This is a genomic window from Prevotella sp. (assembly GCF_036570325.1).
Classification (GTDB): Bacteria; Bacteroidota; Bacteroidia; order Bacteroidales; family Bacteroidaceae; genus Prevotella.
The window spans coordinates 1-21,684 of sequence record NZ_DATCYK010000139.1 but is presented as its reverse complement, the minus strand read 5'-3'; the positions used below and the strand labels follow the sequence as shown (position 1 = coordinate 21,684).

The following is a 21,684-nucleotide window of genomic DNA, read 5'->3' as shown; positions in this document are numbered from 1 at the left end:
TGCAAGCGTCACGCCACCCGACTGAAGCTCATTATCGGCCCATCTTTCCGTCGGGAGAACCTCCATCCCGATGACCTGACCACCCTGCGCACCATCCTTGGCGACTCCGTTGTCTACGACTTCACCACCCACGGGCCCTTCATGGACCATCATAACTTCTACGATCCGGAGCACTACCGGCAGCATGTGGGCACCGAAATCATGGAAATAATTTACCGATAGGCCCGGCCCGGCAAAACTCATAGCCCGAGGACATGGCACCGACCGTGTCCTCGGATTGTTTTAAAGAGGGCCATGACAAGACCGACAACAAGCGCAAAGCCATTCCCAAAGCCGAAAACGACGGCGAGAATCGCATTTCAGGACCAATCAAACACTCCCTCAAAGCCCATCGAATCTCCCATTTTCGCTCCGCTTTTTGTAAAGAAATATATCCGAAAAAACGCCCTCTCATTTTTCTCCATCCGGCATTTCCCACACCCATTTCCACCCTCCCATGTTCCCCCCAAAGGCACCCCATCCGCCCACTCCACTCCTTCGGGGCTACCAAAGCACTGCTTTCAGCCTGCCGAAACGGCTATTTTACCCGACGAAAAGGGACTTATCAGCCCACAAAAGCACCGCTTTCATCGGCCAAAAATGGGCCTACATTTCTCTCAAAAGCGCTAACCCGTTCTGTTACAATCATTTACAAAACAGCTCAAAATTCGCGTTTTTCGGCCCAAAAGTTTTTAATTTTGAAATAAACCACGCAGCAACAGCTTTTTGTAAAATAAATTCCGAACCATTTACTCCCCCAAAAAGAGCGGCGCCATCGCCCATAACATTTTTTTCAAAGTTGGCCTTCGCTTTTTTCATAATTTGATGGTAATTTGGGAAAAAATATGTATTTTTGCAACAAGTATTGATGGAATTTACTTATGAAACATCAAAAGACCTACGAAGCAGATGATCAAATGATCAGTATCATCCGCGATAATAGCAACATATTGCAGAGCTTAGGCAGTTTTGGTATCAATCTCGGCTTTGGCAACAAGACCGTCGCCGAGGTGTGCGAAGACCAAAACGTCGATACCTACACGTTTCTCGCGATAGTCAACTTCACCATCAACGGCTATTACAACAGCCACGACGCCGACCGCATTTCGGTGAGTACGCTCCTGAAATACCTCAAAGCGTCGCACGCATACTACATAGATTTCCAGTTGCCTTACATCCGTAAGGAGCTGACAGAGGCACTCGACGAGCACGACAACTTAGCCCAGCTCATCTTGCAACTCTACGATGAGTATGCCCAAGACATCATAAAGCACATGCGTTATGAGGAAAAGACGGTGTTCCCCTACGTGGAACAGCTGCAAGAAGGCAAGGTGCCGACCAATTACGACATCACGACTTTCTCCAAATACCATGAGCAGGTAGACGACAAACTGCGTGAACTAAAGAACATTATCATCAAATATCTGCCCTCGGATAAACTTCGCAACAACCAGCTCACTGCCACCTTGTACGACATTTACAACAATGAGGAGTGGCTAAATCAGCACGCCGAGGTAGAAGAACGCATATTCATACCCGCCATTCAGACGATAGAGAAGCAACTCACGCAGAAGGATGTGACGCTCAATATCAAGAAAATGATAAGTTCCAACGGTGAGAACGAGGAGCAACTGAGCGAACGGGAGAAAGAGATATTGGTATGTTTGGTGCAAGGAATGAGCAATAAGGAAATTGCCAATACGCTCTATATATCGCTGAACACGGTGATAACCCACCGGCGAAACATAGCCCGTAAGCTCCAAATTCACTCCGTGGCAGGACTTACCATCTATGCCATCGTCAACAAACTTGTCGACATTTCACTGCTCCATCTGTAAGCAGGTCGGCATGACAAAGCCACTATCGGGCCGAGGATAACGACGGACGATGGCATGGCTTTTGCCCCAACAAGACTATACAACACAAAAACAGCGGGGCTGTTCCCGCACGATTTAACACAAAATATGAAGACTACGATTACAAATGACAACGCGCAAGGCCGCATCGATATCCACGAAGGCACCGACGCCTTGGGCAAATTAGAATACGAAATCAAGGATGACACGTTGCAAATATTGCACACCTATACTTTCGAAGGCTTTGAAGGACAAGGCGTAGGCAAAGCCTTGGTAGAGGCAGCCCTCGACGAGGCCCGTGAGAAAGGACTGAAAGTAAACCCCGTTTGCTCATTCGCCAAAGCCTACTTTGAAAGACATCCCCAACACCAAGACATGCTAACGAAACGATAATTATATCATTCAATTCTAAAAGTAATACAAAAATGAAAGATTTAAAAGGTACAAAGACAGAGAAAAACTTAGAGATCGCATTCGCAGGTGAAAGCCAAGCACGTAACAAATACTCATACTACGCTTCCAAAGCGAAGAAAGATGGCTACGAGCAAATAGCCGCTCTCTTCGAGGAAACAGCCCTCAATGAGAAAGAACACGCCAAACTTTGGTTCAAATACCTGCACGGTGGCGAGATTGGTGACACCATGGATAACCTCAAGGACGCCGCCGCAGGCGAGAACTATGAGTGGACCGACATGTACGCCAACATGGCCAAGGAAGCCCGTGAGGAAGGTTTCACCGAGATTGCAGCCAAGTTTGAGTTGGTAGCCGCTATCGAGAAGCACCACGAGGAGCGTTACTTGAAGCTGTTGCAGAACATCGAGGATGGCATTGTTTTCAGCCGCGACGACGATCGTATCTGGAAATGCCGCAACTGCGGACACATTGTTATCGGCAAGAAGGCCCCCAAGGTATGCCCCACTTGCAACCATCCATTGAGCTTCTTTGAGATTAACGCCGAGAACTATTAATTCTATAACGGTTTAATCCCTCGGATTCTACCAAATAATTGTCAGCCGAAGCAAGCCGAATAACCATTTTTAGGTATTGCCATTCGGCTGATGATTTTATACCTTTGCAAGGACAATAATAACAAACAATTAAAAGATTAAATAATGAAAATTGAAAAAATTCATGCCAGAGAGATACTCGACTCAAGAGGCAACCCCACCGTTGAAGTAGAAGTAACACTTGAAAACGGCGTTATGGGCCGTGCAAGCGTACCGTCAGGAGCGTCTACCGGTGAGAACGAAGCACTGGAACTCCGCGATGGCGACAAAGGTCGTTTCTTGGGAAAGGGCGTGTTGAAGGCTGTTGAAAACGTCAACAACGTCATCGCTCCCGCACTGAAAGGCTGCTGCGTATTGGAACAGCGCAAGATAGACTACAAGATGTTGGAACTCGACGGCACTCCTACCAAGAGCAAGCTCGGCGCCAACGCCATCTTGGGCGTGAGCCTCGCTGTGGCTCAAACTGCCGCTAAAGCCCTCAACATACCTCTCTATCGCTATATCGGTGGCGCCAATACATACGTATTGCCCGTGCCCATGATGAACATCATCAATGGCGGTGCACACAGTGATGCGCCCATCGCGTTTCAGGAATTCATGATCCGTCCTGTTGGCGCTCCTACAGAGAAAGAGGCCATTCGTATGGGTGCGGAGGTTTTCCATGCACTTGCTAAGAACTTGAAGAAGCGCGGTCTCTCTACAGCAGTGGGCGATGAGGGTGGTTTCGCTCCTAAGTTCGATGGTATCGAGGACGCTCTCGACTCTATCATTCAGGCTATCAAGGACGCAGGTTACGAGCCGGGCAAGGACGTGAAGATTGCTATGGACTGCGCGGCTTCTGAGTTTGCCGTTCAGGAAAATGGCGAGTGGTTCTACGACTATCGCCAGTTGAAGAACGGAATGCCCAAGGATCCTAACGGCAAGAAGCTCACCGCAGAGGAGCAGATCGCATATCTCGAGGAACTGATTACCAAGTATCCTATCGATTCTATTGAGGATGGACTCGACGAGAACGACTGGGAAAACTGGGTGAAGTTGACCGCCAAGATTGGCGACCGCTGCCAGTTGGTAGGTGACGACCTCTTCGTTACCAACGTGAAGTTCCTTGAAAAGGGTATCAAGATGGGCGCTGCCAACAGTATTCTCATTAAGGTGAACCAGATAGGTTCGCTCACCGAGACCCTCGAGGCTATCGAGATGGCTCATCGTCACGGCTATACCACTGTTACGAGTCACCGTTCAGGCGAGACCGAGGACACTACTATTGCCGACATTGCCGTAGCTACCAACTCAGGACAGATTAAGACCGGTTCTATGAGTCGTACCGACCGTATGGCTAAGTACAACCAGCTTATCCGTATTGAGGAAGAACTTTGCTGCTCAGCACAGTACGGTTATAAGAAGCTGAAGTAAGTTCCGAGATAATTACTTATATATAATAAGGTGGTCGGGGTTACGCTTCAGTAACCCCGACTTTTCATAAATTCACATTAATATGACACACGGACACGAAGTACTCCACATGATGGACGGAAAGACTTTCGCCACAAAGGAAAGTCTTGTTGAAGCTATAATCAGCCGCTTTGGTGCCGATGAGCGTTTCTACACTTGCCATGCGGAAGATCTTACCGCAGCGGAGCTGGTGGATTTCTTGGAGTCTCACGGCAAGTTTATGCCTGCGGAGGACAACGCTTTCACGGCCGACATGAGCAAGATGTGCAACCATTAAGCCATCGGAATCAGGAAACCATAGGTTGCTATCAACCTCTCGATACCTAAAAATGATGAAATCAAAGATGTAAGTATTTCATTGTTTTTAGGTATTGTTTGTTTATGAAAACAGCGATAACTTTGCAACTATAAAACAGAAACAACGATTATTTATCAAAAGTAAAAGAAAACAACATTATGAATAAGACTTGCATTATCTATGGTTCATCAACCGGAACTTGCGAAGACCTCGCTTCACGTATCGCTAACAAGTTAGGTGTAGACGCCGCTGACGTATTAGGCGCGGCCGATATTACCTCTGACCAGTTGGCCAACTACCAAAACCTAATCCTCGGAACATCCACATGGGGAGCAGGAGAACTGCAAGATGACTGGTACGATGGCGTGGGAGTAATCAAGAACACCGACCTCACGGGCAAAGTAGTTGCCATCTTCGGTTGCGGCGATTCCGAGAGTTACAGCGACACTTTCTGCGGTGGCATGGCCGAACTCTACAACGCTGCCAAGGAATCCGGTGCCAAAGTTGTTGGCGAAGTGTCAACTGAAGGCTACACCTACGACGACTCTGAGGCCGTTGTTGATGGAAAGTTTATGGGTCTGGCCTTAGATGAGGTAAACGAGGACGACAAGTCTAACGACCGTATCGCCGCTTGGATAGAGCAAATCAAGCCCGAACTCTAAACTCCATTTGCTTATGCTGCAAACAGAAACAGTACCCACAGACATGCGAATACTGTCTGAACAAATCTATCAGTATAAGAAAGGAGTACGCAACATGGTGCTCTATACGTTTCCCGATCGATACCAACAACAGGCCATCGATAAGCTGGAAAAACAGAAGATAGACTATATCGTGCAGCCCATAGGCAACAAACGAATCAACTTATTCTTTGGTCGCAGAGAGTGCATGGACGTCATCCGCACGTTCATTCACCAACCACTCAACCGTCTAAGCCCTGAGGAGGACTTCATATTGGGCGCTCTTTTGGGATATGATATTTGTGGTCAATGCAAAAGATTTTGTAAACTCAAAATATAATTATCTTGCTTTCAAGCATAGATTTCAAAAATGTCTTTGTATTATAGATGTGAAGGCTGCCTGCGAAGGTGGCCTTCACGCCGTTTTAGAGCGGCACTCTATCCTCATAACAGACCAACTCCCAAAAAATCTTATATTCACTTCCGGGCCGTTAAAAAATCTTATCCATCAAATCAAAGGCTTGTAGAAACCAACTATTCTTTATACTTTTATCCTCCAATACAAGAAAAAGCGTGCCTTATAACGGGCCAAGCCATCTTGTAAAAAGGAAGAAATTATTTCATCAAAAAAGAAATATAATGCCGCCGGAGCTTATCTGTCGGCTTATTTCCAACCACATGAGAGCAAGAAATACGATAAGAATCATTTACGCATGGGCATTGTTAGCGGTGTTCATATCGGTTCTTGCGCTTAAAGATTTTCACTATCACGACGCACCACAAGCTTCTTCCGACAAGACGGAAACAAGCCATCATGCCGTGATTCAGCCGATATGTGACATCTGTGAGTTTACAATGCACAAGGCTACTGAAGCCCAATTCACTGAATTTGTGCCGGTGATCAAGGTGACATTGCTCCATAGGTATCTCGTATCCATGCAAGTTGTTTATCGTGCCGTTGGCTCGATAAACAGCCATTCGCCTCCTTTCTTGGCATAAAACCCTACCTTTTTATTTTTTGATTATCCGTTACAAGCCATGTATGAGCTGTGCCGTTATGCAGTCGCATAAGGCCTTATACGTGTCGTTGTAATTGGTACGATTATGTTTTATGCGTGCCTTAACGTAGGCATACACAACTTATTACTTCTTTATTTATGCTCAATTCAACATTAAGCATACCCAGACTTGTGCCGACATTGTGCCTGCTCACGAGCTGGTGTATGTGTGTTCAAGCACAGAACAAGCAACTTGAGAAAAACAGTATCCACGATTCACTAACCATTCGTGAGGTAGTGGTAACAGCAAAACAAACCTCTTTCGGGGCCAACCACGTAGGACAACAATTGGGAAGCACCGCTATTACCCAATCGATGGGCACATCCTTGGCCTCACTTCTCGAAGGAGTAAGCGGCATGAGCTCCATTCAAACCGGTACTATCGTAGCAAAGCCCGTCATACATGGCATGTATGGCAACCGCATTCTGCTAATGACGAACGGCGCAAGGCTCACCGGACAGCAGTGGGGATCGGACCATGCGCCCGAAGTTGATAAGAATGGATTCTCCAATATCGAAGTTGTCAAAGGCGCGGAGTCCGTAAAATATGGCTCCGAGGCCCTCGGAGGCATTATCGTGATGGACCAAAGTGCCCTTCCTTATGAGCAAAAGAACATCAGCGGAAAGCTCTCCACACACTACGGAACTAACGGTCGACGTTTCTCCTTGTCAGGTTTTGCCGAAGGAAGTCTCAAGTGGAACCGTCATTTCGCATGGCGTTTACATGCCAATTGGGAAAATGGTGGCGACCGAAGCACGGCCCACTACCTGCTCAACAATACCGGATTGCGCGAGAAAGCCCTCGCTCTTACCTTGGGATATGCCAAAGGCAAATGGCGCATAGAAGGCGGTTACAGCTATTTCGGTCAGAAATTAGGTGTCATGCAGAGCGCCCAAATGGGCAATGAAGAGCTGCTTCGGGAGCGCATTATGCTGGGACAACCTGTCAGCTTCACTCCTTTCAGCCGCTCGATAGGCTATCCTCACCAAAAGATAAATCACCACACAGCCTTTGCCAAAGCCTTTTTCAACGATGAGAAATGGGGTAATTTCGCATGGCAGTCTACGTTTCAGTCGGACAACCGTCGTGAAAACAGAATCAGACGCATGAACCATTCTGACATTCCAACGGTCAGCCTGCACCTCAAATCACTGCAAAACACGCTCACATGGCAGAAATCTTACCGCCAATGGAAGAGCGAAGCAGGGCTCCAACTCATCAATACCGAGAACCACAACGAGCGTGGTACCGGTGTCGTTCCTATCATTCCCAACTACACGGAGCTAACGGCAGGCGCCTACTTCCTGCAAAAGCTCACGATGAACAAGTGGGGATTGGAGGCCGGAGCACGTGGAGACTACCAGCATACCGAAGCCGACGGCTACGATTGGACCGGAAAGCGTTATGGCGGAAAGCGCAACTTTGGCAACTTTACCTACTCTATGGGCGCTCACTTCCGCCCCGACAGCCATTGGAAGCTGACCACCAACTTCGGTGTTGCATGGCGCGCACCCCACGTATATGAGCTTTACAGCAACGGAAACGAGCTAAGCTCGGGCATATTCGTCAAAGGTGACTCCACACTAAAGTCGGAACAGAGCTACAAGTGGATAACTTCGGTGAAGTACAGCCACCCTATCGTGAGCTTACAGCTTGACGCTTACCTGCAATGGATTAACAATTACATCTACGATCAGCCCACGCTGAAGAACATCGTCGTAGTTTCGGGCGCTTACCCCGTGTTCCAATACCGTCAGACAGCAGCCTTCTTCCGTGGTGTCGACTTAGATTTGCACGTGAAACCACTGCCCAATCTCGACTATCATTTGGTGTCCGCGCTCATCTGGGCCAACGAACGAACCAGCCACAACTACCTGCCCTACATACCGAGCGCCCGTTTCACCCACTCACTTACATGGAGCCCACGTATCAATGACAACCTCGTGACCCACATTGGCGTGAACCATCGCTACGTGGCTAAGCAGAAACGATTCGACCCGGCCACCGATCTCATCAACTTCACACCGGACGCCTATCACCTATTGGGCCTTGAAGTGAGCGCCGACTGGCAACTTGACAACGGACAGACGTTGCAATTCAGCCTCACGGGCGACAACATTCTCAACAAAGAATATAAGGAATATACCAACCGCAGTCGCTATTATGCCCACGACATGGGCCGAGACATACGCTGCATTATCACATGGAATTTTTAAAAACAGAAACATTATGAAACTCAAAAAGCAAAATTATTTAATGACATTGGCCGCGCTCCTGCTGGCCGTAACCTTCAGTATGGGCCTCGCATCATGCAGTAAAGACAACGGCGAAGACCCCACTGTAGAGCCTAAAAAGGAACAAGAGAAAGAACAAAAACAAGAAATGGAAGCCGACGAGAACGCTCCTGCCAAGATTGTCATCACCGTACACGACGGCCACATGCACGGTCCTTACGGCTTCCACAAGAACGCTCATGCCAAAGGAGTAAAGCATTTAGCCGTTAATGCCACGTTTACCTACCATCAAAAGGACGGTAAGTGGGTGGCCGATGCACAAAATCCAAACGCTCTCAATGCCCAATCACCCTCCACGGCCTACGCTTTCGTCATTGATTACTACAACGCTAAAGGTGAAAAAATAAATGGTCAATTCATTGAAAACGGAGCAGACAAGTGTCATCAGCACTTCTTTATGCCCGAAAACGTGAAAGAAGGATTTGGCAAGGAATATAAGTATAGCTATAATAACGACATAGAGGAGTTTATGGAATATACCTATTGCGACACCAACCCTTGGAATAAGTCGAACAAATACGATGGTGCCGCATTCACGGGAGAGGACAATCCGTTAGGCTTTAAGGGCTATTTCAAATTCTATGAAAGCCGTGTCACCTTTGACTTGCTTATCAAGTTCGTAGAATTTAAGGACACCAAATTTGTCAACAGTGAAACTATGTCCTACTACGAGCCTAACAAAGAACTGCTCAAAACAGCCAAGACTATAGCCGAAATACGACTGCCCGTCAACGTATATATGGGCCGTGGCGAAACCTTAAAGAACTTTGAGCCTCAATGGGATAAGAAAGAAGCAGACTATTCTGACCACGAAAAGAAAATCATTAACAGCCTTGCCAAGGCTTACAACATAACTTTCCTTGAAGCGGCCCGCGAGTTCTATCTCGAACAAAACGGCGAAATCAATCCTGAAGGAGAGCAATTTTGGTTTTAACCCCACCCCCATACGACCAACAAACAACAAATATTAAACAATAACATCACAACAAAAGATTATGAAGATGATTACTCTTAAAAAGGCCTTTGGTCTCTGTTTGGGTGCAGCCGTGGCCCTGACCTCGTGCAGCCCTGAAACTCCTTCCAACGAAAAGGAGAACAAACTCCACGAAGACCCAATACGTGCGGTCTTTACTTTACAAGAAGGCACGCTCAATGGAGGTAACAACTTTGAAGCCAGTCCCAAGCTGGCAGATTTCAAAAGCAACGGCTCAAAAACACAAGTTATTGAATACCAAACTTCAGCTACCGAGAGTTGGCATATCTCAAGCCCCGATAAGAAGTTCACGGTAAAGAACACCGAGGACAATCCCAACGTGGTTTACCTGCTGAAGATTGAGTACTTTAATGCGCAAAACGAGCCTATCAACAGCCAATTCTACACACAAGGACAAGACAAGATACATCAACACTTCTTCTCAATGTACCAAAGATTGAATGAAGATCCTACATCAACAGCTGTCCGTGTGACAAAGAAAGAGAACTTGGCTTACGACTATTGCTACGCCGATGAGCTGAACAATGTGTACGTTGGTGAAACAAATCCATTGGGATTTGAAGGCTTTATCAAGTTCGTTAAGCCGGGTAAAGCGTTTGAACTCTCCGTGGAACTGCTCCACGCATCACAGAGTAAATACGACGAACAAGGCAAAACATCACCTTTCTACTTACCTTCAAGAGCCCTCAGAAGCACAGGTCAGTGGGACATCAGCGTAAAACTGCCCGTAGAAGTAGAAGGAATACCAACCGAAGATGAGCCCGGTACAGAACTTGACCCGGCGCTTTTCAGCCCCGACAAAGTAGAAATCAACATCTACGACGGCCATATCCACGAACCCGCCAACTTCCATCAGAACGCTCATGCCAAAGAAAACAAATACTTGAGCAAGAACTATAAGCTCGTTTACCGATTGGAAGACGGCAAGTGGAAAGCCGATGAGAGTAATCCGAAATGGGTAGGTGTGCTCAGCAGCTCTCAGGTTATCGGCGGTTGTGTCTATGCTTTCGACATTCATTATTATAAAGGTGACACCGAAATAACGAACGAACTCTACATCAACGATGAGAATAAACACTATCAACACTTCTTCATGGTGAGCGACATCAAGCCCGGTTATGGCGGTAAAGCGGAAGAAACAGACAAGAACAATGAAGGTTTCTTCAGCTATACTTATCGTGACACGACGCCTTGGAATCAAACAAACCACTTCAATCGTGCCCCATACGCCGACCCTGAACGCCAATTGGGCCTCAAAGGTTACTTCCTTTTCAAGAAGCCTTATAAGAAACTTAATCTCAACATTAAGCTGATGCGGGCCCACAAGACCAAGCTCTCGGGAGGTAAACCATCACCTTTCTACGCTCCCACGCAGGCACAATTAACAAACGAGGCATGGATGCCAACCATCAGTGTGCCCGTATATGTATATATAGACAATGCTGACAAGGAAGTAGACGCCGACCTTGAGAAAGACGAAAGCGAATATGATGAGGACGAGAAGAAGGCTATCCGCGCCATGATGGACGCCTTCGACATCAAAGACTTTAAAGAAGCCGCTGCCGAATTCTACTGGAATCTCGAAGGCGACCGTGACACAGAATCGGCTTCTTATTGGTTCTAAGCACCTCATTTTGTCAATATTTTTAACTCAAAAACACACCCTCGCCACGCCGTCAGTTAGCTGACGACAAGCCCCTATAAAGCATTCGGGGCATGAGAAAACGAGGACATATAATCTGATTAAGGCACTTTGACGCGCCGAGAGCACTGCTTTCGACCGCTCAAAGTGCCTTTTTTATTGCCCGAAACGCCCACGATTATCCGCTCAAAGCATAGCTATGACCCTATCGAAAAGCAGGCGTAACCCTACCGAAAACAGCCAACAAACTGACTATCAACCTATTGTAAAATCACGAAATTTCGCGATTTTCACACCCAAATCTTTTTTATTCCAAAATAACGCAGCCATTTTGACACTTTTGTAAAGATGTTTCTGAATGTTTTACGCCATGCTGGCACACGCCACGGGCTACCCATAAAGGGGATGACAGCTACCCCAACGCAAAATCAATGGGCCATCACACAAAAAAAGTTATTTATTTTGCGAAGTCGAATATTCGGCTTAACTTTGCATCACAGCGTATTATGCGCTTTCCGGCCCCCGCCTTTCGTACTTGCGACGATGGGCAAGAGAGGCCGCTACAAATGGTAAACAACAAGAACAACAGATAAATGAATCAAACCAAAAAATTAGTAGACACTATCGTATCAGGCATTCAGGAAAAGAAAGGTGAAGACATAACAATCGTGGATTTAAGCCACATCGACGGGACCATAGCCAACTACTTCGTCATCTGTCAGGGCAACTCACCCACTCAGGTGGAAGCCATCGCTGGCAGCGTAGGCGATATGGTACGTGAAGAGCTCCACGAGAAGCCCGCCAACGTTATCGGACTGGGTAGCGATCAGTGGGTAGCCATTGACTACAGTGACGTGATGGTGCACATATTCCTGCCCGAACCACGCCGCTTTTACGACTTGGAGAACTTGTGGCAGGACGCCAATCTGACCCGCCTTGACAACCTATTTTAGGCTTGGCATGGTATTTGACAAGTGCTACAGATATATAAACTTGTATTAATTGATTATGGACAATAAGAACAACCCATTCAGCCCGAGAGATAATAACGAGCCTAAAATGCCGAAGTTCAACATGAACTGGCTCTATATTCTCGTTATCATCGCGACGGCCATGCTGCTTTACACCAACACGGGCAGCAGTTTGCTGAGCAGCAAGGGCGCCAGTCAGGATGCCACATACACGCAATTCAAGAACTATGTACAGAAAGGCTTCGCCAAGAATGTTGTCATCAACAAGGAGGAAAGCAGCCTTAAGATGTACGTCAAGCCACAAAACATTCAGGATGTGTTCCGCATGAGCGCCAAGCAAGTGGGCCCCAATCCTTACGTAACCGTGGAATTTGGCTCGATAGAGAACCTCGACACCTATCTTACCGCCCAACAGAAGGCCGGTAAGATAACCGAATTCAGTTATGAGAACGCCAAGTCAAGCCCATTGCTCAACATGTTCTTGTCGAGCATTCTGCCTTTGGCTTTCCTCGTGGTATTCTGGGTTTGGATCATGCGACGCATGGGTGGAGGCAACAGCGGTGGTGCCGGCGGTGGCATATTCAGCGTAGGTAAGAGTAAAGCCAAGCTGTACGAGAAGGCCAACGAGATAGGAGTGACGTTTAAGGACGTGGCCGGACAAGAAGGCGCCAAGCAGGAAGTACAAGAGATAGTAGAGTTTTTAAAGAACCCGAAGAAGTACACCGAGCTGGGAGGAAAGATTCCCAAGGGCGCTTTATTGGTAGGTCCTCCGGGTACCGGTAAGACTTTGCTGGCCAAAGCTGTGGCCGGTGAGGCCGGTGTTCCTTTCTTCTCAATGAGCGGTTCCGACTTTGTCGAGATGTTTGTGGGCGTTGGTGCCAGCCGCGTTCGTGACGCTTTCCGCTTGGCAAAGGAGAAAGCGCCCTGCATTATCTTTATCGATGAGATCGACGCCGTGGGCCGCGCCCGTAGCAAAAACCCATCGATGGGCGGCAACGATGAGCGAGAGAACACCCTGAATGCCCTCCTTACCGAAATGGATGGCTTCGGAACAAACAGCGGTGTCATCGTTTTGGCCGCCACGAACCGGGCCGACATGCTCGACAAAGCCCTGCTCCGCGCGGGCCGATTCGACCGTCAGATTAACGTGGACCTGCCCGATTTGACCGAGCGCAAGGCCATCTTTAACGTTCATCTTCGCCCCCTGAAGACCGACAGCAGCCTTGACATCGACTTCTTGGCCCGTCAGACCCCCGGCTTTTCGGGCGCCGACATAGCCAATGTGTGCAATGAAGCGGCCTTGATAGCCGCCCGTCACGACAAGAATGTCGTTAGTAAGCAGGACTTCCTCGACGCCGTTGACCGCATAGTAGGCGGTTTGGAGAAGAAAACCAAGGTGATGACAGCCGCCGAGAAGCGTGCCATCGCCCTCCACGAGGCCGGTCACGCCACGGTAAGCTGGTTCTGTGAGCATGCCAACCCACTCGTTAAGGTGAGCATTGTGCCCCGTGGGCAGGCATTGGGTGCCGCATGGTATCTGCCCGAAGAGCGACAGATAACGACCAAAGAGCAGATGTTGGACGAGATGTGTGCCATCTTAGGTGGCCGAGCCGCCGAGGAACTCTTCATCGGACATATCTCTACGGGTGCCATGAACGACCTTGAGCGGGCCACGAAGAGCGCCTATGGCATGGTGGCCTACGCCGGTATGAGCGAGAAACTGCCCAATATCTGCTATTACAACAATCAGGAATATCAGTTCTCACGCCCCTACTCCGAAACCACAGCCAAGATTATGGACGACGAAGTGCTGAAAATGATCAACGAACAGTACGCCCGTGCCAAGCAATTGCTTGAGCAACATAAGGACGGCCATAACCGTTTGGCCGAATTGCTGCTCACCCGTGAGGTTATCTACGCTGAGGATGTAGAGCAGATTTTCGGCAAACGCCAATGGGTAAGCCGTGCCGAGGAGATTATAGAAGAGAATGAGAAAAACGCTCCAAAGCTGGAAGACATGCCCGAAGAGGTGAAGCGTGCGCAGGCTGAACATGAGGCCCAATTGGCCCAACAGAGTGAGCCGGCCTCAACGGAAGCTGACACTGAAGCATAAACCGCATAAAATAAAGAGTATATGAAGAATCTGATTACCCGCGCCATCACAGGTATCGCGTTTGTAGCTATTATGATAGTAGGCCTCTGTTATCGAGGTGATGTCATGGTAGCGCTGTTCGCCCTCATCACCGGCATGACCATTTGGGAGTTTACCGGCTTGGTCAATACGAAAGAGGACATCAATGTCAATCGCTTCATCACGACGGCCGCCGGCGTCTATTTCTTTTTGGCCATGGCAGGCTTTTGCAGTGGTCTGACCCCGTCGGCAGTGTTCATACCCTATCTGCTGACGATAGTCTATCTCTTTATCAGCGAGCTTTATCTTCAGAAAAAGAACCCGCTCAATGACTGGGCCTACACGATGTTCAGCCAAATGTATATTGCCCTGCCCTTGTCAATGATTAACCTGCTGGGCTTCCACGCCAATTCCTATGGCACGTCAACCTATGATTGGCTGTTGCCTATGAGCATATTTGCTTTCTTATGGATTAATGACACGGGCGCTTATTGCAGCGGTTCGCTCTTGGGACGCCACAAGCTCTTCCCCCGGGTAAGCCCCGGAAAGAGTTGGGAGGGTAGCATTGGCGGTGGCCTTTTCGTATTGGCAGCCGCTGCTGCTGTGGGTTATCTCAACCATGCCTACCCTATGGAGCACGTGGCAGCGCTCACCATCCCGCAATGGATGGGCTTAGGACTTGTCGTTGTGGTGTTTGGCACATGGGGAGACTTGGTGGAAAGTCTGTTTAAACGTACTTTGGGCGTGAAAGACAGTGGCAATATCCTACCCGGTCACGGTGGTATGCTCGACCGATTCGACTCAAGTCTGATGGCCATGCCTGCGGCAGTGATCTATATTTACACGCTGAGTTTGTTCTAAACGCGGGCAACACGGTTTTCCGGTTGCCTTGAACATACCCTTATACGAGCAGTTCGCTAAAAACAATTCCTATCAAGGAACATGTTTTTAGCGGACTGACTGCATTTTCATAAGTCTGCCTGACGACGAAAATTTAATACCTATTTGGCTTATACAAGGCCTTACAAAGAAGCCGACTATTACTTACCTAACAGACTGGTTATCAACGATGCGGCGTTATCGGGCGCTATTTCGTTTCCCAAGCGCAGCCTCATGTCTTTGTAATCACGAAGCATGGACTCACGCGAAGCGCCTCCGGGCAATATGCGTTCCAGTTCTTGCCGAATGTTACCCACCGAAAAACGGTCGGCAAACAGCTCCCGCACAATCTCCCGGTCGGCTATCAGATTGACCAAAGAGATGTATTTGCATTGGATGATATGCTCAAAAGCAAAGCGAATCAGGCGTGGTACGGGCGTCTCGTAACAAACCACTTGAGGCACGTTCAGCAAGGCGGTCTCAAGCGTCGCCGTGCCACTCGTCACCAAAGCGGCCGAAGCATGGCGCAGCAAAGCGTAAGTCTCGTTCTTCACCATGGGCAAATCAACCGCTGACGAACAACCTTTTATCACCTCGGAATAGTAAGCATCATCAATGGAAGGAGCCCCTGCCAGCACCGGTTGATAACGGTCGGCAAACGGTTGGCAGGCCTCTATCATCGCCGGTAGGTTGTCTTTGATTTCCTGCTTTCGGCTTCCGGCCAGCAAAGCGATGATAGGTTTGCCGGTCGACAAGCCGTTGCGATGGCAAAAATCGGCCGTCGACTCATGGTAACTTTCCATGAATTGGCTTATTTCTTCCACTGTAGGATTGCCTACATAATGAATAGGATAATGGTGTTTCTGCTCATAAAAGGGAATTTCAAAAGGCAGAATAGAGAACATTTCATCCACGTCGCGCTTGATACGCTTGATTCTCCATTCTTTCCAAGCCCATATCTTGGGAGAAATGTAATAATAAACGGGAATATCGGTATGGGCATGAACGTACTTCGCTATGTCGAGATTGAAGCCGGGATAGTCCACAAGAATGACAACATCGGGCTGCCATGCGACTATATCTTGCTTACAAAAGGACATGTTACGTAGGATTGTAGGCAGATGGAGCAGCACCGGCACAAAGCCCATATAGGCCAACTCGCGGTAATGTTTTACACGAGTGCCGCCCACGGCAGCCATCAAGTCGCCACCGAAAAAACGGAAATCGGCCGCCTCGTCCTTAGCCTTCAGCGAGCGCATCAGCCGCGACGCATGGAGATCTCCACTCGCCTCGCCTACAATCAGATAATATTTCATAAAGCTACAGTTGCCATTTTTTCATTTCCTCAATATACTCATAGGCCGTGACATCCATCTTCGTAGGCGTTATGGCCACGTAACCGTGGTTGAGAGCCCACTGGTCTGAATCCTCCGCATCAGGCTCATCATTCTTATATTCGCCTACCATCCAATAATAGTCATAGCCCCGTGGATGGCGCTCTTTCACGATTTCGTTGACCCATTGGCCAAATGCCATCCTGCAAATCTTTATTCCTTTGAAGGGCGGACGCTCGGGGAAATTCACGTTAAGACATATTCCTTTGGGTAAACCCTCATTCAACACCTTGTCAACGATACGACATACGCCATCACGAAGGGCAGAATAATCGGCCTCGGTGTCATAATCGCAACTTGAAAAGGCCACCGAGGGAATATATTTCATACAACCTTCCATGGCCACTCCCATCGTTCCGGAATAATGATTGTTCACGGTGGAGTTGTCACCATGGTTGATTCCGCCAAGTATCAGGTCGGGCTTACGGCCTCCACACAGCTGGTCGAGCGCCAATTTCACGCAGTCCACCGGTGTGCCATTGCACGACCAAACCTCCGTGTCGCCCATGTTATGACGACGCTTCAGCCGCAACGGCTCTGTCGCGGAGAAGGCACACGAATATCCCGAGCGTGCAGCCTCGGGCGCACAGACCAAAAGTTCGGCTTTATCTTTTAAAAAGGAAACTAAAAATTGAATACCTTTGGCATGGTATCCGTCATCATTTGAAATAAGTATAAACGGCTTATTAATTTTCATTATTTTCCAATTGAAATCGCTACAAAAGTACTAAAAAAAGGTATAAAATACCCGTTTATCGCATAAAATATGTAACTTTGCAATCTAACAGAAATACAAAAGCCTACTAAAATGGGAAAAATAATAGCGCTTGCTAATCAAAAAGGCGGTGTAGGAAAAACCACGACAACCATCAACTTGGCTGCCTCACTTGCCACATTGGAAAAGACTGTCCTCGTCGTTGACGCCGACCCACAGGCTAATGCCTCCAGTGGATTGGGCGTAGACATCAAGGAAGTGGATTGTTCTTTGTACGAATGTATCATTGATCATGCCGATGTACGTGATGCAATCTACACTACGGACATCGAAGGGCTCGATATTATCCCAAGCCACATTGACTTAGTAGGCGCCGAAATCGAAATGCTGAATCTTGAAAACCGTGAAAAGGTCATCAAGAAGCTGCTCGATCCCATCCGTTCGGAGTATGATTACATTCTCATTGATTGCAGTCCGTCGCTGGGATTGATTACAGTCAACTCGCTGACGGCTGCCAATTCGGTGATTATTCCCGTGCAATGCGAGTATTTTGCCTTGGAAGGTATCAGCAAATTGCTCAATACTATCAAGATTATCAAGAGCAAACTTAATCCCCAACTTGAGATAGAGGGATTCTTGCTGACCATGTATGACAGTCGACTTCGCTTGGCCAATCAGATTTATGATGAAGTAAAGCGCCACTTCCAAGAGCTTGTTTTCAAGACCGTTATCCAACGAAATGTCAAGCTAAGTGAAAGTCCGAGCCATGGATTGCCTGTCATTCTCTACGACGCAGACTCCACCGGAGCGAAGAACCACTTGGCTCTTGCCAAGGAAATCATCAACAAGAATTCATAAATAACTATTCTCTCACATCCTATCAAGAATTGAAATGGCTGTACACAAGAAATATAATAGTTCACAAAAAAGCAACGCCCTTGGCAGAGGACTTGACGCATTAATATCTACCGAGACCGTTCGCACGCAAGGAAGTAGCACCATCAACGAGATCGCTATTGAAGAAATAGAAGCTAATCCGAACCAACCAAGACGTGAATTTGACGAGGAAGCGTTGCAGGAATTGGCTGTCAGCATTCGCGAAATCGGTATCATCCAGCCTATCACTCTTCGACAAGTAGCCGATCATCGCTTCCAAATTATAGCCGGAGAGCGCCGTTGGAGGGCCTCACAGATAGCCGGTCTCAAGGCCATTCCTGCCTATATTCGCACAATCAGCGATGAAAGTGTCATGGAAATGGCGCTCGTTGAGAATATTCAACGCGAGGATCTCAATGCCATAGAAATAGCTTTGGCTTATGAACATCTGCTCGAAACGAGTGGCATGACACAAGAGAAAGTATCTGAAAGAGTTGGCAAGAGCCGCACAGCCATTACTAATTACTTACGTCTTCTTAAACTTCCGGCTCAAGTACAGATGGCTCTTCAGAAGAAAGAAATCGACATGGGGCACGCCAGAGCTTTGCTTGCGTTAGACAGCCCTTCCCTACAAATCAAGTTGTTTAAGGAGATTCAGAAGGAAGGATGGTCGGTTCGCAAGGTTGAGGAAATGGTTCAACAGCTCAAGAATGGCGAAAATATAGAGAGCGGAAAGAAGAAAATAGCAAGCCATAACATCCTTCCGGAAGAGTTCACGCTGCTGAAGAATCGCCTTTCTACGTTTCTCAACACCAAAGTTCAGATGACTTGCTCCCCTAAAGGCAAAGGAAAGATAAGCATAGCTTTTGCCAATGAGGAAGAATTGGAGCGCATCATGAACGTTTTCGACAAACTGAAGGAACAATAATCACGTGAAGATTTTTTCTTTTTTTTCCACTTTAGCTCTCGTCCTCCTGCCTTTCGGAACAGCTTATTCCCAAGTTACCGAACCTGAAGTTTCTGACAGAATCATTCTGACAGATACGCTTCATGTGCCCCAAGAGAACAAGCTCACGAAAGAGGACAGCCTAAAGTTGAAAATCACAGATACCAACTCACCCCATACCAAGGCCAAAAGAGATTGGGCAACATGGCGCCCCAATCCCAAAAGAGCACTGTGGCTGGCATTGGTTATCCCCGGAGCAGGACAGATATATAACCGTAAATACTGGAAACTTCCTTTGGTTTATGGTGGTTTTGTAGGCTGTGCTTATGCCATGACATGGAATAATCAGATGTTCCATGACTATTCCCAAGCCTATATAGACATCATGGATAATGACCCAAACACGCAAAGTTACAATCAATTTCTGCACTTAGGCGCTAAAATTAATGACCAAAATAAACAGCAATATCAAACTTTATTCAAGAACAGAAAGGACCGTTACCGCCGCTGGAGGGACATGAGCTTCTTCGTAATGGTAGGAGTCTACGCGTTATCAGTAATCGACGCCTACGTCGACGCTTCCTTGTCAGAGTTTGATATATCCAATGACTTGAGCCTACGGGTAGAGCCTACCCTTTTAAACAACCAATTCTCATCCAATCCTTTCAAGTCAAGTTCTTTAGGAGTAAACTGCAGTTTAAATTTTTAAGAGAAGAAACTATAGAAGTTTTAATAATAGAATGAAGAAATATTATTTTATATTAGCCGCTATTTTATTGAACGGAAGCACCATACTTCATGCTCAAAATAACAACAAAGAGCAAGAAGTCATCACCGTAACCAACGAAAAAGGACAAAAAGAAGATATAGATTTACCGGAAGCTATGACTGAAGAGCTCGACAGTTTGCTCCATCTATACAACGCCAAAACATATCTGAAGCCCGATGGAGGCTGCAATATGCCCGACATAAACCCATTGTATGACAAAGAGGTTTATATAGATCGGCTAAAACGTTTGCCCACAATCATAGAAATGCCGTACAATGCTGTCGTTCAAAAGTTTATAGAACGTTACAGCGGAAAGCTGCGCCGCTCAGTCAGCTACATGTTAGGCGCACAGAATTTCTATATTCCTATCTTTGAAGAAGCCCTCGAAGCATACGGTCTTCCCTTGGAACTGAAATATCTGCCGGTCATCGAATCGGCCCTGAACCCTACCGCCGTGTCACGTGTAGGAGCCACGGGGTTATGGCAATTCATGCTCAATACGGGCAAACGTTATGGTCTGGAAGTCAACTCTTTGGTTGATGAGCGCCGCGACCCGGTGAAGTCTTCCTATGCCGCAGCCCACTACCTGAGCGACCTTTACAAGATTTTTGGCGATTGGAACTTGGTGATTGCCGCTTACAACTGTGGCCCGGACAAAATCAACAAGGCCATTCACCGCTCAAAGAAGGCCGACTATTGGCAAATTTACCCTTATCTCCCAAAAGAGACAAGAGGTTATGTGCCCGCGTTCATCGCAGCGAATTACATCATGAACTATTACTGCGACCACAATATTTGCCCCATGGTGACAGACCTTCCGGCCAAGACCGACACGATAGTCGTTGACCGAGACGTCCATTTTGAACAAATATCAGGTGTATTAGGCATAAGTATTGACCAACTGAAAGAGCTGAATCCTCAGTATCGACGCAACATCGTAAATGGCAACAACCGCCCCTCTGCACTACGATTACCGGCATTGATGGTCACCAACTTCATTGACCGACAGAATGAAATCTACGCTTACAACATCAATGAAATGATGAGCAAGCGCACCGAAGTGGCCGTTAACGACACCCCGGACGAAAGTTTCTCACGCTCATCTTACACCTACAACAAGAGCAAACGTAGTCGCAAAGAGAGCCGCAGAACCAAAAAGAATAAGAAAAACAGAGGTGGCAAGAGCATAACGATACGAGAGGGCGACACCCTTTCCGAGATAGCACACCGCAACCACACCACCGTAAGCAAACTGAAACGCCTCAACGGCATATCAGGAAGCAGCATTCGAGCCGGTAAAAAGCTCAAAGTGAAATAACAGCCACCCCACCTCAAGATTTTAGGATATACCTTATGGATCGTTCAGACATGAATAATACCAAGGAGCAAGCCGAGGACAAGCTCATCAACGAGGCTTTTGAGCGCCTTTTAGACACCTATTTGGCTTCACGACATCGGAAGAAAGTTGACATCATTACCAAGGCTTTCAACTTTGCACGACAAGCCCACAAAGGGGTAAGACGCCTTTCCGGCGAACCTTATATCATGCACCCCATCGCCGTGGCGCACATCGCTTGCAAGGAAATGGGACTGGGCTCAACCAGCATTTGCTCCGCCCTGCTCCACGATGTGGTCGAAGATACCGATTACACCGTAGAGGATATAGAGAATATCTTTGGCTC

Annotated in this window: 22 protein-coding genes and 1 pseudogene; 20 read left to right on the top strand and 3 right to left on the bottom strand. The window is 47.6% G+C overall.

Annotated features, from left to right (window positions below; translation table 11 throughout):
* Positions 1 to 222 (top strand): annotated as a pseudogene (locus tag VIR50_RS12350) (hypothetical protein); the annotation flags it as partial.
* Between the two features lie 462 nt (positions 223 to 684).
* Here the strand turns inward: VIR50_RS12350 and VIR50_RS12345 are convergent.
* Positions 685 to 858 (bottom strand): hypothetical protein, encoded by a 174-nt coding sequence (locus VIR50_RS12345; protein ID WP_331935414.1) that lies wholly within the window; start codon positions 856 to 858, stop codon positions 685 to 687.
* A gap of 62 nt (positions 859 to 920) precedes the next feature.
* On the opposite strand from VIR50_RS12345, the gene VIR50_RS12340 reads away from it, so the two are divergent.
* The 14 genes from VIR50_RS12340 (at position 921) to VIR50_RS12275 (ending at position 15,284) form a co-directional block, all read left to right on the top strand.
* The gene (locus VIR50_RS12340) at positions 921 to 1,877 is read left to right on the top strand and encodes a helix-turn-helix transcriptional regulator (protein WP_331935413.1); all 957 of its coding nucleotides are present in this window, start codon (positions 921 to 923) and stop codon (positions 1,875 to 1,877) included.
* Between the two features lie 126 nt (positions 1,878 to 2,003).
* Positions 2,004 to 2,288: a GNAT family N-acetyltransferase gene (locus VIR50_RS12335; protein WP_331935412.1), complete on the top strand. Its 285-nt coding sequence runs from the start codon at positions 2,004 to 2,006 to the stop codon at positions 2,286 to 2,288.
* 32 nt (positions 2,289 to 2,320) lie between these two features.
* A complete protein-coding gene (gene rbr, locus VIR50_RS12330) occupies positions 2,321 to 2,863 on the top strand; it encodes a rubrerythrin (RefSeq protein ID WP_331935411.1) in 543 nt (180 codons plus the stop codon).
* 144 nt (positions 2,864 to 3,007) lie between these two features.
* Positions 3,008 to 4,315, top strand: a complete 1,308-nt coding sequence (gene eno, locus VIR50_RS12325) for a phosphopyruvate hydratase (RefSeq protein WP_331935410.1) — start codon at positions 3,008 to 3,010, stop codon at positions 4,313 to 4,315.
* A gap of 82 nt (positions 4,316 to 4,397) precedes the next feature.
* Entirely contained in the window at positions 4,398 to 4,631 is a 234-nt protein-coding gene (locus VIR50_RS12320) for a YecH family metal-binding protein (RefSeq protein ID WP_331935409.1), read from the top strand.
* 179 nt (positions 4,632 to 4,810) lie between these two features.
* Entirely contained in the window at positions 4,811 to 5,314 is a 504-nt protein-coding gene (gene fldA / locus VIR50_RS12315) for a flavodoxin FldA (protein WP_331935408.1), read from the top strand.
* A gap of 13 nt (positions 5,315 to 5,327) precedes the next feature.
* Positions 5,328 to 5,672: a DUF2023 family protein gene (locus tag VIR50_RS12310; RefSeq protein ID WP_331935407.1), complete on the top strand. Its 345-nt coding sequence runs from the start codon at positions 5,328 to 5,330 to the stop codon at positions 5,670 to 5,672.
* Between the two features lie 338 nt (positions 5,673 to 6,010).
* Positions 6,011 to 6,331, top strand: coding sequence for a hypothetical protein (locus VIR50_RS12305; protein ID WP_331935406.1), 321 nt, complete (start codon positions 6,011 to 6,013; stop codon positions 6,329 to 6,331).
* Between the two features lie 158 nt (positions 6,332 to 6,489).
* Positions 6,490 to 8,607 carry a TonB-dependent receptor gene (locus tag VIR50_RS12300; protein WP_331935405.1) on the top strand — a complete coding sequence of 706 codons (2,118 nt, stop codon included), beginning with the start codon at positions 6,490 to 6,492 and terminating at the stop codon, positions 8,605 to 8,607.
* A gap of 13 nt (positions 8,608 to 8,620) precedes the next feature.
* Positions 8,621 to 9,619 carry a hypothetical protein gene (locus VIR50_RS12295; RefSeq protein WP_331935404.1) on the top strand — a complete coding sequence of 333 codons (999 nt, stop codon included), beginning with the start codon at positions 8,621 to 8,623 and terminating at the stop codon, positions 9,617 to 9,619.
* A gap of 61 nt (positions 9,620 to 9,680) precedes the next feature.
* Positions 9,681 to 11,303 carry a hypothetical protein gene (locus VIR50_RS12290; RefSeq protein WP_331935403.1) on the top strand — a complete coding sequence of 541 codons (1,623 nt, stop codon included), beginning with the start codon at positions 9,681 to 9,683 and terminating at the stop codon, positions 11,301 to 11,303.
* A gap of 611 nt (positions 11,304 to 11,914) precedes the next feature.
* Entirely contained in the window at positions 11,915 to 12,274 is a 360-nt protein-coding gene (rsfS, locus tag VIR50_RS12285; protein WP_331935402.1) for a ribosome silencing factor, read from the top strand.
* Positions 12,275 to 12,329: 55 nt separating this feature from the next.
* On the top strand, positions 12,330 to 14,405 hold the full coding sequence (gene ftsH, locus VIR50_RS12280) for an ATP-dependent zinc metalloprotease FtsH (protein ID WP_331935401.1): 2,076 nt from the start codon (positions 12,330 to 12,332) through the stop codon (positions 14,403 to 14,405).
* Positions 14,406 to 14,426: 21 nt separating this feature from the next.
* Positions 14,427 to 15,284: a phosphatidate cytidylyltransferase gene (locus VIR50_RS12275; RefSeq protein ID WP_331935400.1), complete on the top strand. Its 858-nt coding sequence runs from the start codon at positions 14,427 to 14,429 to the stop codon at positions 15,282 to 15,284.
* A 179-nt stretch (positions 15,285 to 15,463) separates the two neighbouring features.
* On the opposite strand, the gene lpxB is transcribed toward VIR50_RS12275, so the two are convergent.
* Both lpxB and surE read right to left on the bottom strand, forming a co-directional pair.
* On the bottom strand, positions 15,464 to 16,618 hold the full coding sequence (gene lpxB / locus VIR50_RS12270; protein ID WP_331935399.1) for a lipid-A-disaccharide synthase: 1,155 nt from the start codon (positions 16,616 to 16,618) through the stop codon (positions 15,464 to 15,466).
* Positions 16,619 to 16,622: 4 nt separating this feature from the next.
* Entirely contained in the window at positions 16,623 to 17,393 is a 771-nt protein-coding gene (gene surE / locus VIR50_RS12265; RefSeq protein ID WP_331935398.1) for a 5'/3'-nucleotidase SurE, read from the bottom strand.
* A gap of 111 nt (positions 17,394 to 17,504) precedes the next feature.
* Here surE and VIR50_RS12260 point away from each other — a divergent pair, with 111 nt between their 5' ends.
* From VIR50_RS12260 to VIR50_RS12240, 5 genes are all read left to right on the top strand, one after another.
* Complete coding sequence (locus VIR50_RS12260) at positions 17,505 to 18,269, top strand: ParA family protein (protein ID WP_331935397.1); 765 nt, start codon at positions 17,505 to 17,507, stop codon at positions 18,267 to 18,269.
* A gap of 34 nt (positions 18,270 to 18,303) precedes the next feature.
* Complete coding sequence (locus VIR50_RS12255; protein WP_331935396.1) at positions 18,304 to 19,215, top strand: ParB/RepB/Spo0J family partition protein; 912 nt, start codon at positions 18,304 to 18,306, stop codon at positions 19,213 to 19,215.
* A gap of 4 nt (positions 19,216 to 19,219) precedes the next feature.
* On the top strand, positions 19,220 to 19,942 hold the full coding sequence (locus tag VIR50_RS12250; protein WP_331935395.1) for a DUF5683 domain-containing protein: 723 nt from the start codon (positions 19,220 to 19,222) through the stop codon (positions 19,940 to 19,942).
* 31 nt (positions 19,943 to 19,973) lie between these two features.
* The gene (locus VIR50_RS12245) at positions 19,974 to 21,320 is read left to right on the top strand and encodes a lytic transglycosylase domain-containing protein (protein WP_331935394.1); all 1,347 of its coding nucleotides are present in this window, start codon (positions 19,974 to 19,976) and stop codon (positions 21,318 to 21,320) included.
* Positions 21,321 to 21,355: 35 nt separating this feature from the next.
* Positions 21,356 to 21,684 (top strand): HD domain-containing protein (locus tag VIR50_RS12240; protein WP_331935393.1); only part of this gene is annotated, 329 nt, incomplete at its 3' end.

What these genes read in the sequence shown, in the direction of transcription:
- VIR50_RS12305 (WP_331935406.1), top strand. Translation starts at nt 6,011, where the DNA reads ATGAGAGCAAGAAATACGATAAGAATCATTTACGCATGGGCATTGTTA.
- VIR50_RS12260 (WP_331935397.1), top strand. Translation starts at nt 17,505, where the DNA reads ATGGGAAAAATAATAGCGCTTGCTAATCAAAAAGGCGGTGTAGGAAAA.
- VIR50_RS12275 (WP_331935400.1), top strand. Translation starts at nt 14,427, where the DNA reads ATGAAGAATCTGATTACCCGCGCCATCACAGGTATCGCGTTTGTAGCT.
- VIR50_RS12335 (WP_331935412.1), top strand. Translation starts at nt 2,004, where the DNA reads ATGAAGACTACGATTACAAATGACAACGCGCAAGGCCGCATCGATATC.
- VIR50_RS12345 (WP_331935414.1), bottom strand. Translation starts at nt 858, where the DNA reads ATGAAAAAAGCGAAGGCCAACTTTGAAAAAAATGTTATGGGCGATGGC.
- rsfS (WP_331935402.1), top strand. Translation starts at nt 11,915, where the DNA reads ATGAATCAAACCAAAAAATTAGTAGACACTATCGTATCAGGCATTCAG.
- VIR50_RS12290 (WP_331935403.1), top strand. Translation starts at nt 9,681, where the DNA reads ATGAAGATGATTACTCTTAAAAAGGCCTTTGGTCTCTGTTTGGGTGCA.
- VIR50_RS12245 (WP_331935394.1), top strand. Translation starts at nt 19,974, where the DNA reads ATGAAGAAATATTATTTTATATTAGCCGCTATTTTATTGAACGGAAGC.
- ftsH (WP_331935401.1), top strand. Translation starts at nt 12,330, where the DNA reads ATGGACAATAAGAACAACCCATTCAGCCCGAGAGATAATAACGAGCCT.
- VIR50_RS12300 (WP_331935405.1), top strand. Translation starts at nt 6,490, where the DNA reads ATGCTCAATTCAACATTAAGCATACCCAGACTTGTGCCGACATTGTGC.
- VIR50_RS12310 (WP_331935407.1), top strand. Translation starts at nt 5,328, where the DNA reads ATGCTGCAAACAGAAACAGTACCCACAGACATGCGAATACTGTCTGAA.
- fldA (WP_331935408.1), top strand. Translation starts at nt 4,811, where the DNA reads ATGAATAAGACTTGCATTATCTATGGTTCATCAACCGGAACTTGCGAA.
- VIR50_RS12295 (WP_331935404.1), top strand. Translation starts at nt 8,621, where the DNA reads ATGAAACTCAAAAAGCAAAATTATTTAATGACATTGGCCGCGCTCCTG.
- lpxB (WP_331935399.1), bottom strand. Translation starts at nt 16,618, where the DNA reads ATGAAATATTATCTGATTGTAGGCGAGGCGAGTGGAGATCTCCATGCG.
- surE (WP_331935398.1), bottom strand. Translation starts at nt 17,393, where the DNA reads ATGAAAATTAATAAGCCGTTTATACTTATTTCAAATGATGACGGATAC.
- VIR50_RS12255 (WP_331935396.1), top strand. Translation starts at nt 18,304, where the DNA reads ATGGCTGTACACAAGAAATATAATAGTTCACAAAAAAGCAACGCCCTT.
- eno (WP_331935410.1), top strand. Translation starts at nt 3,008, where the DNA reads ATGAAAATTGAAAAAATTCATGCCAGAGAGATACTCGACTCAAGAGGC.
- VIR50_RS12320 (WP_331935409.1), top strand. Translation starts at nt 4,398, where the DNA reads ATGACACACGGACACGAAGTACTCCACATGATGGACGGAAAGACTTTC.
- rbr (WP_331935411.1), top strand. Translation starts at nt 2,321, where the DNA reads ATGAAAGATTTAAAAGGTACAAAGACAGAGAAAAACTTAGAGATCGCA.
- VIR50_RS12340 (WP_331935413.1), top strand. Translation starts at nt 921, where the DNA reads ATGAAACATCAAAAGACCTACGAAGCAGATGATCAAATGATCAGTATC.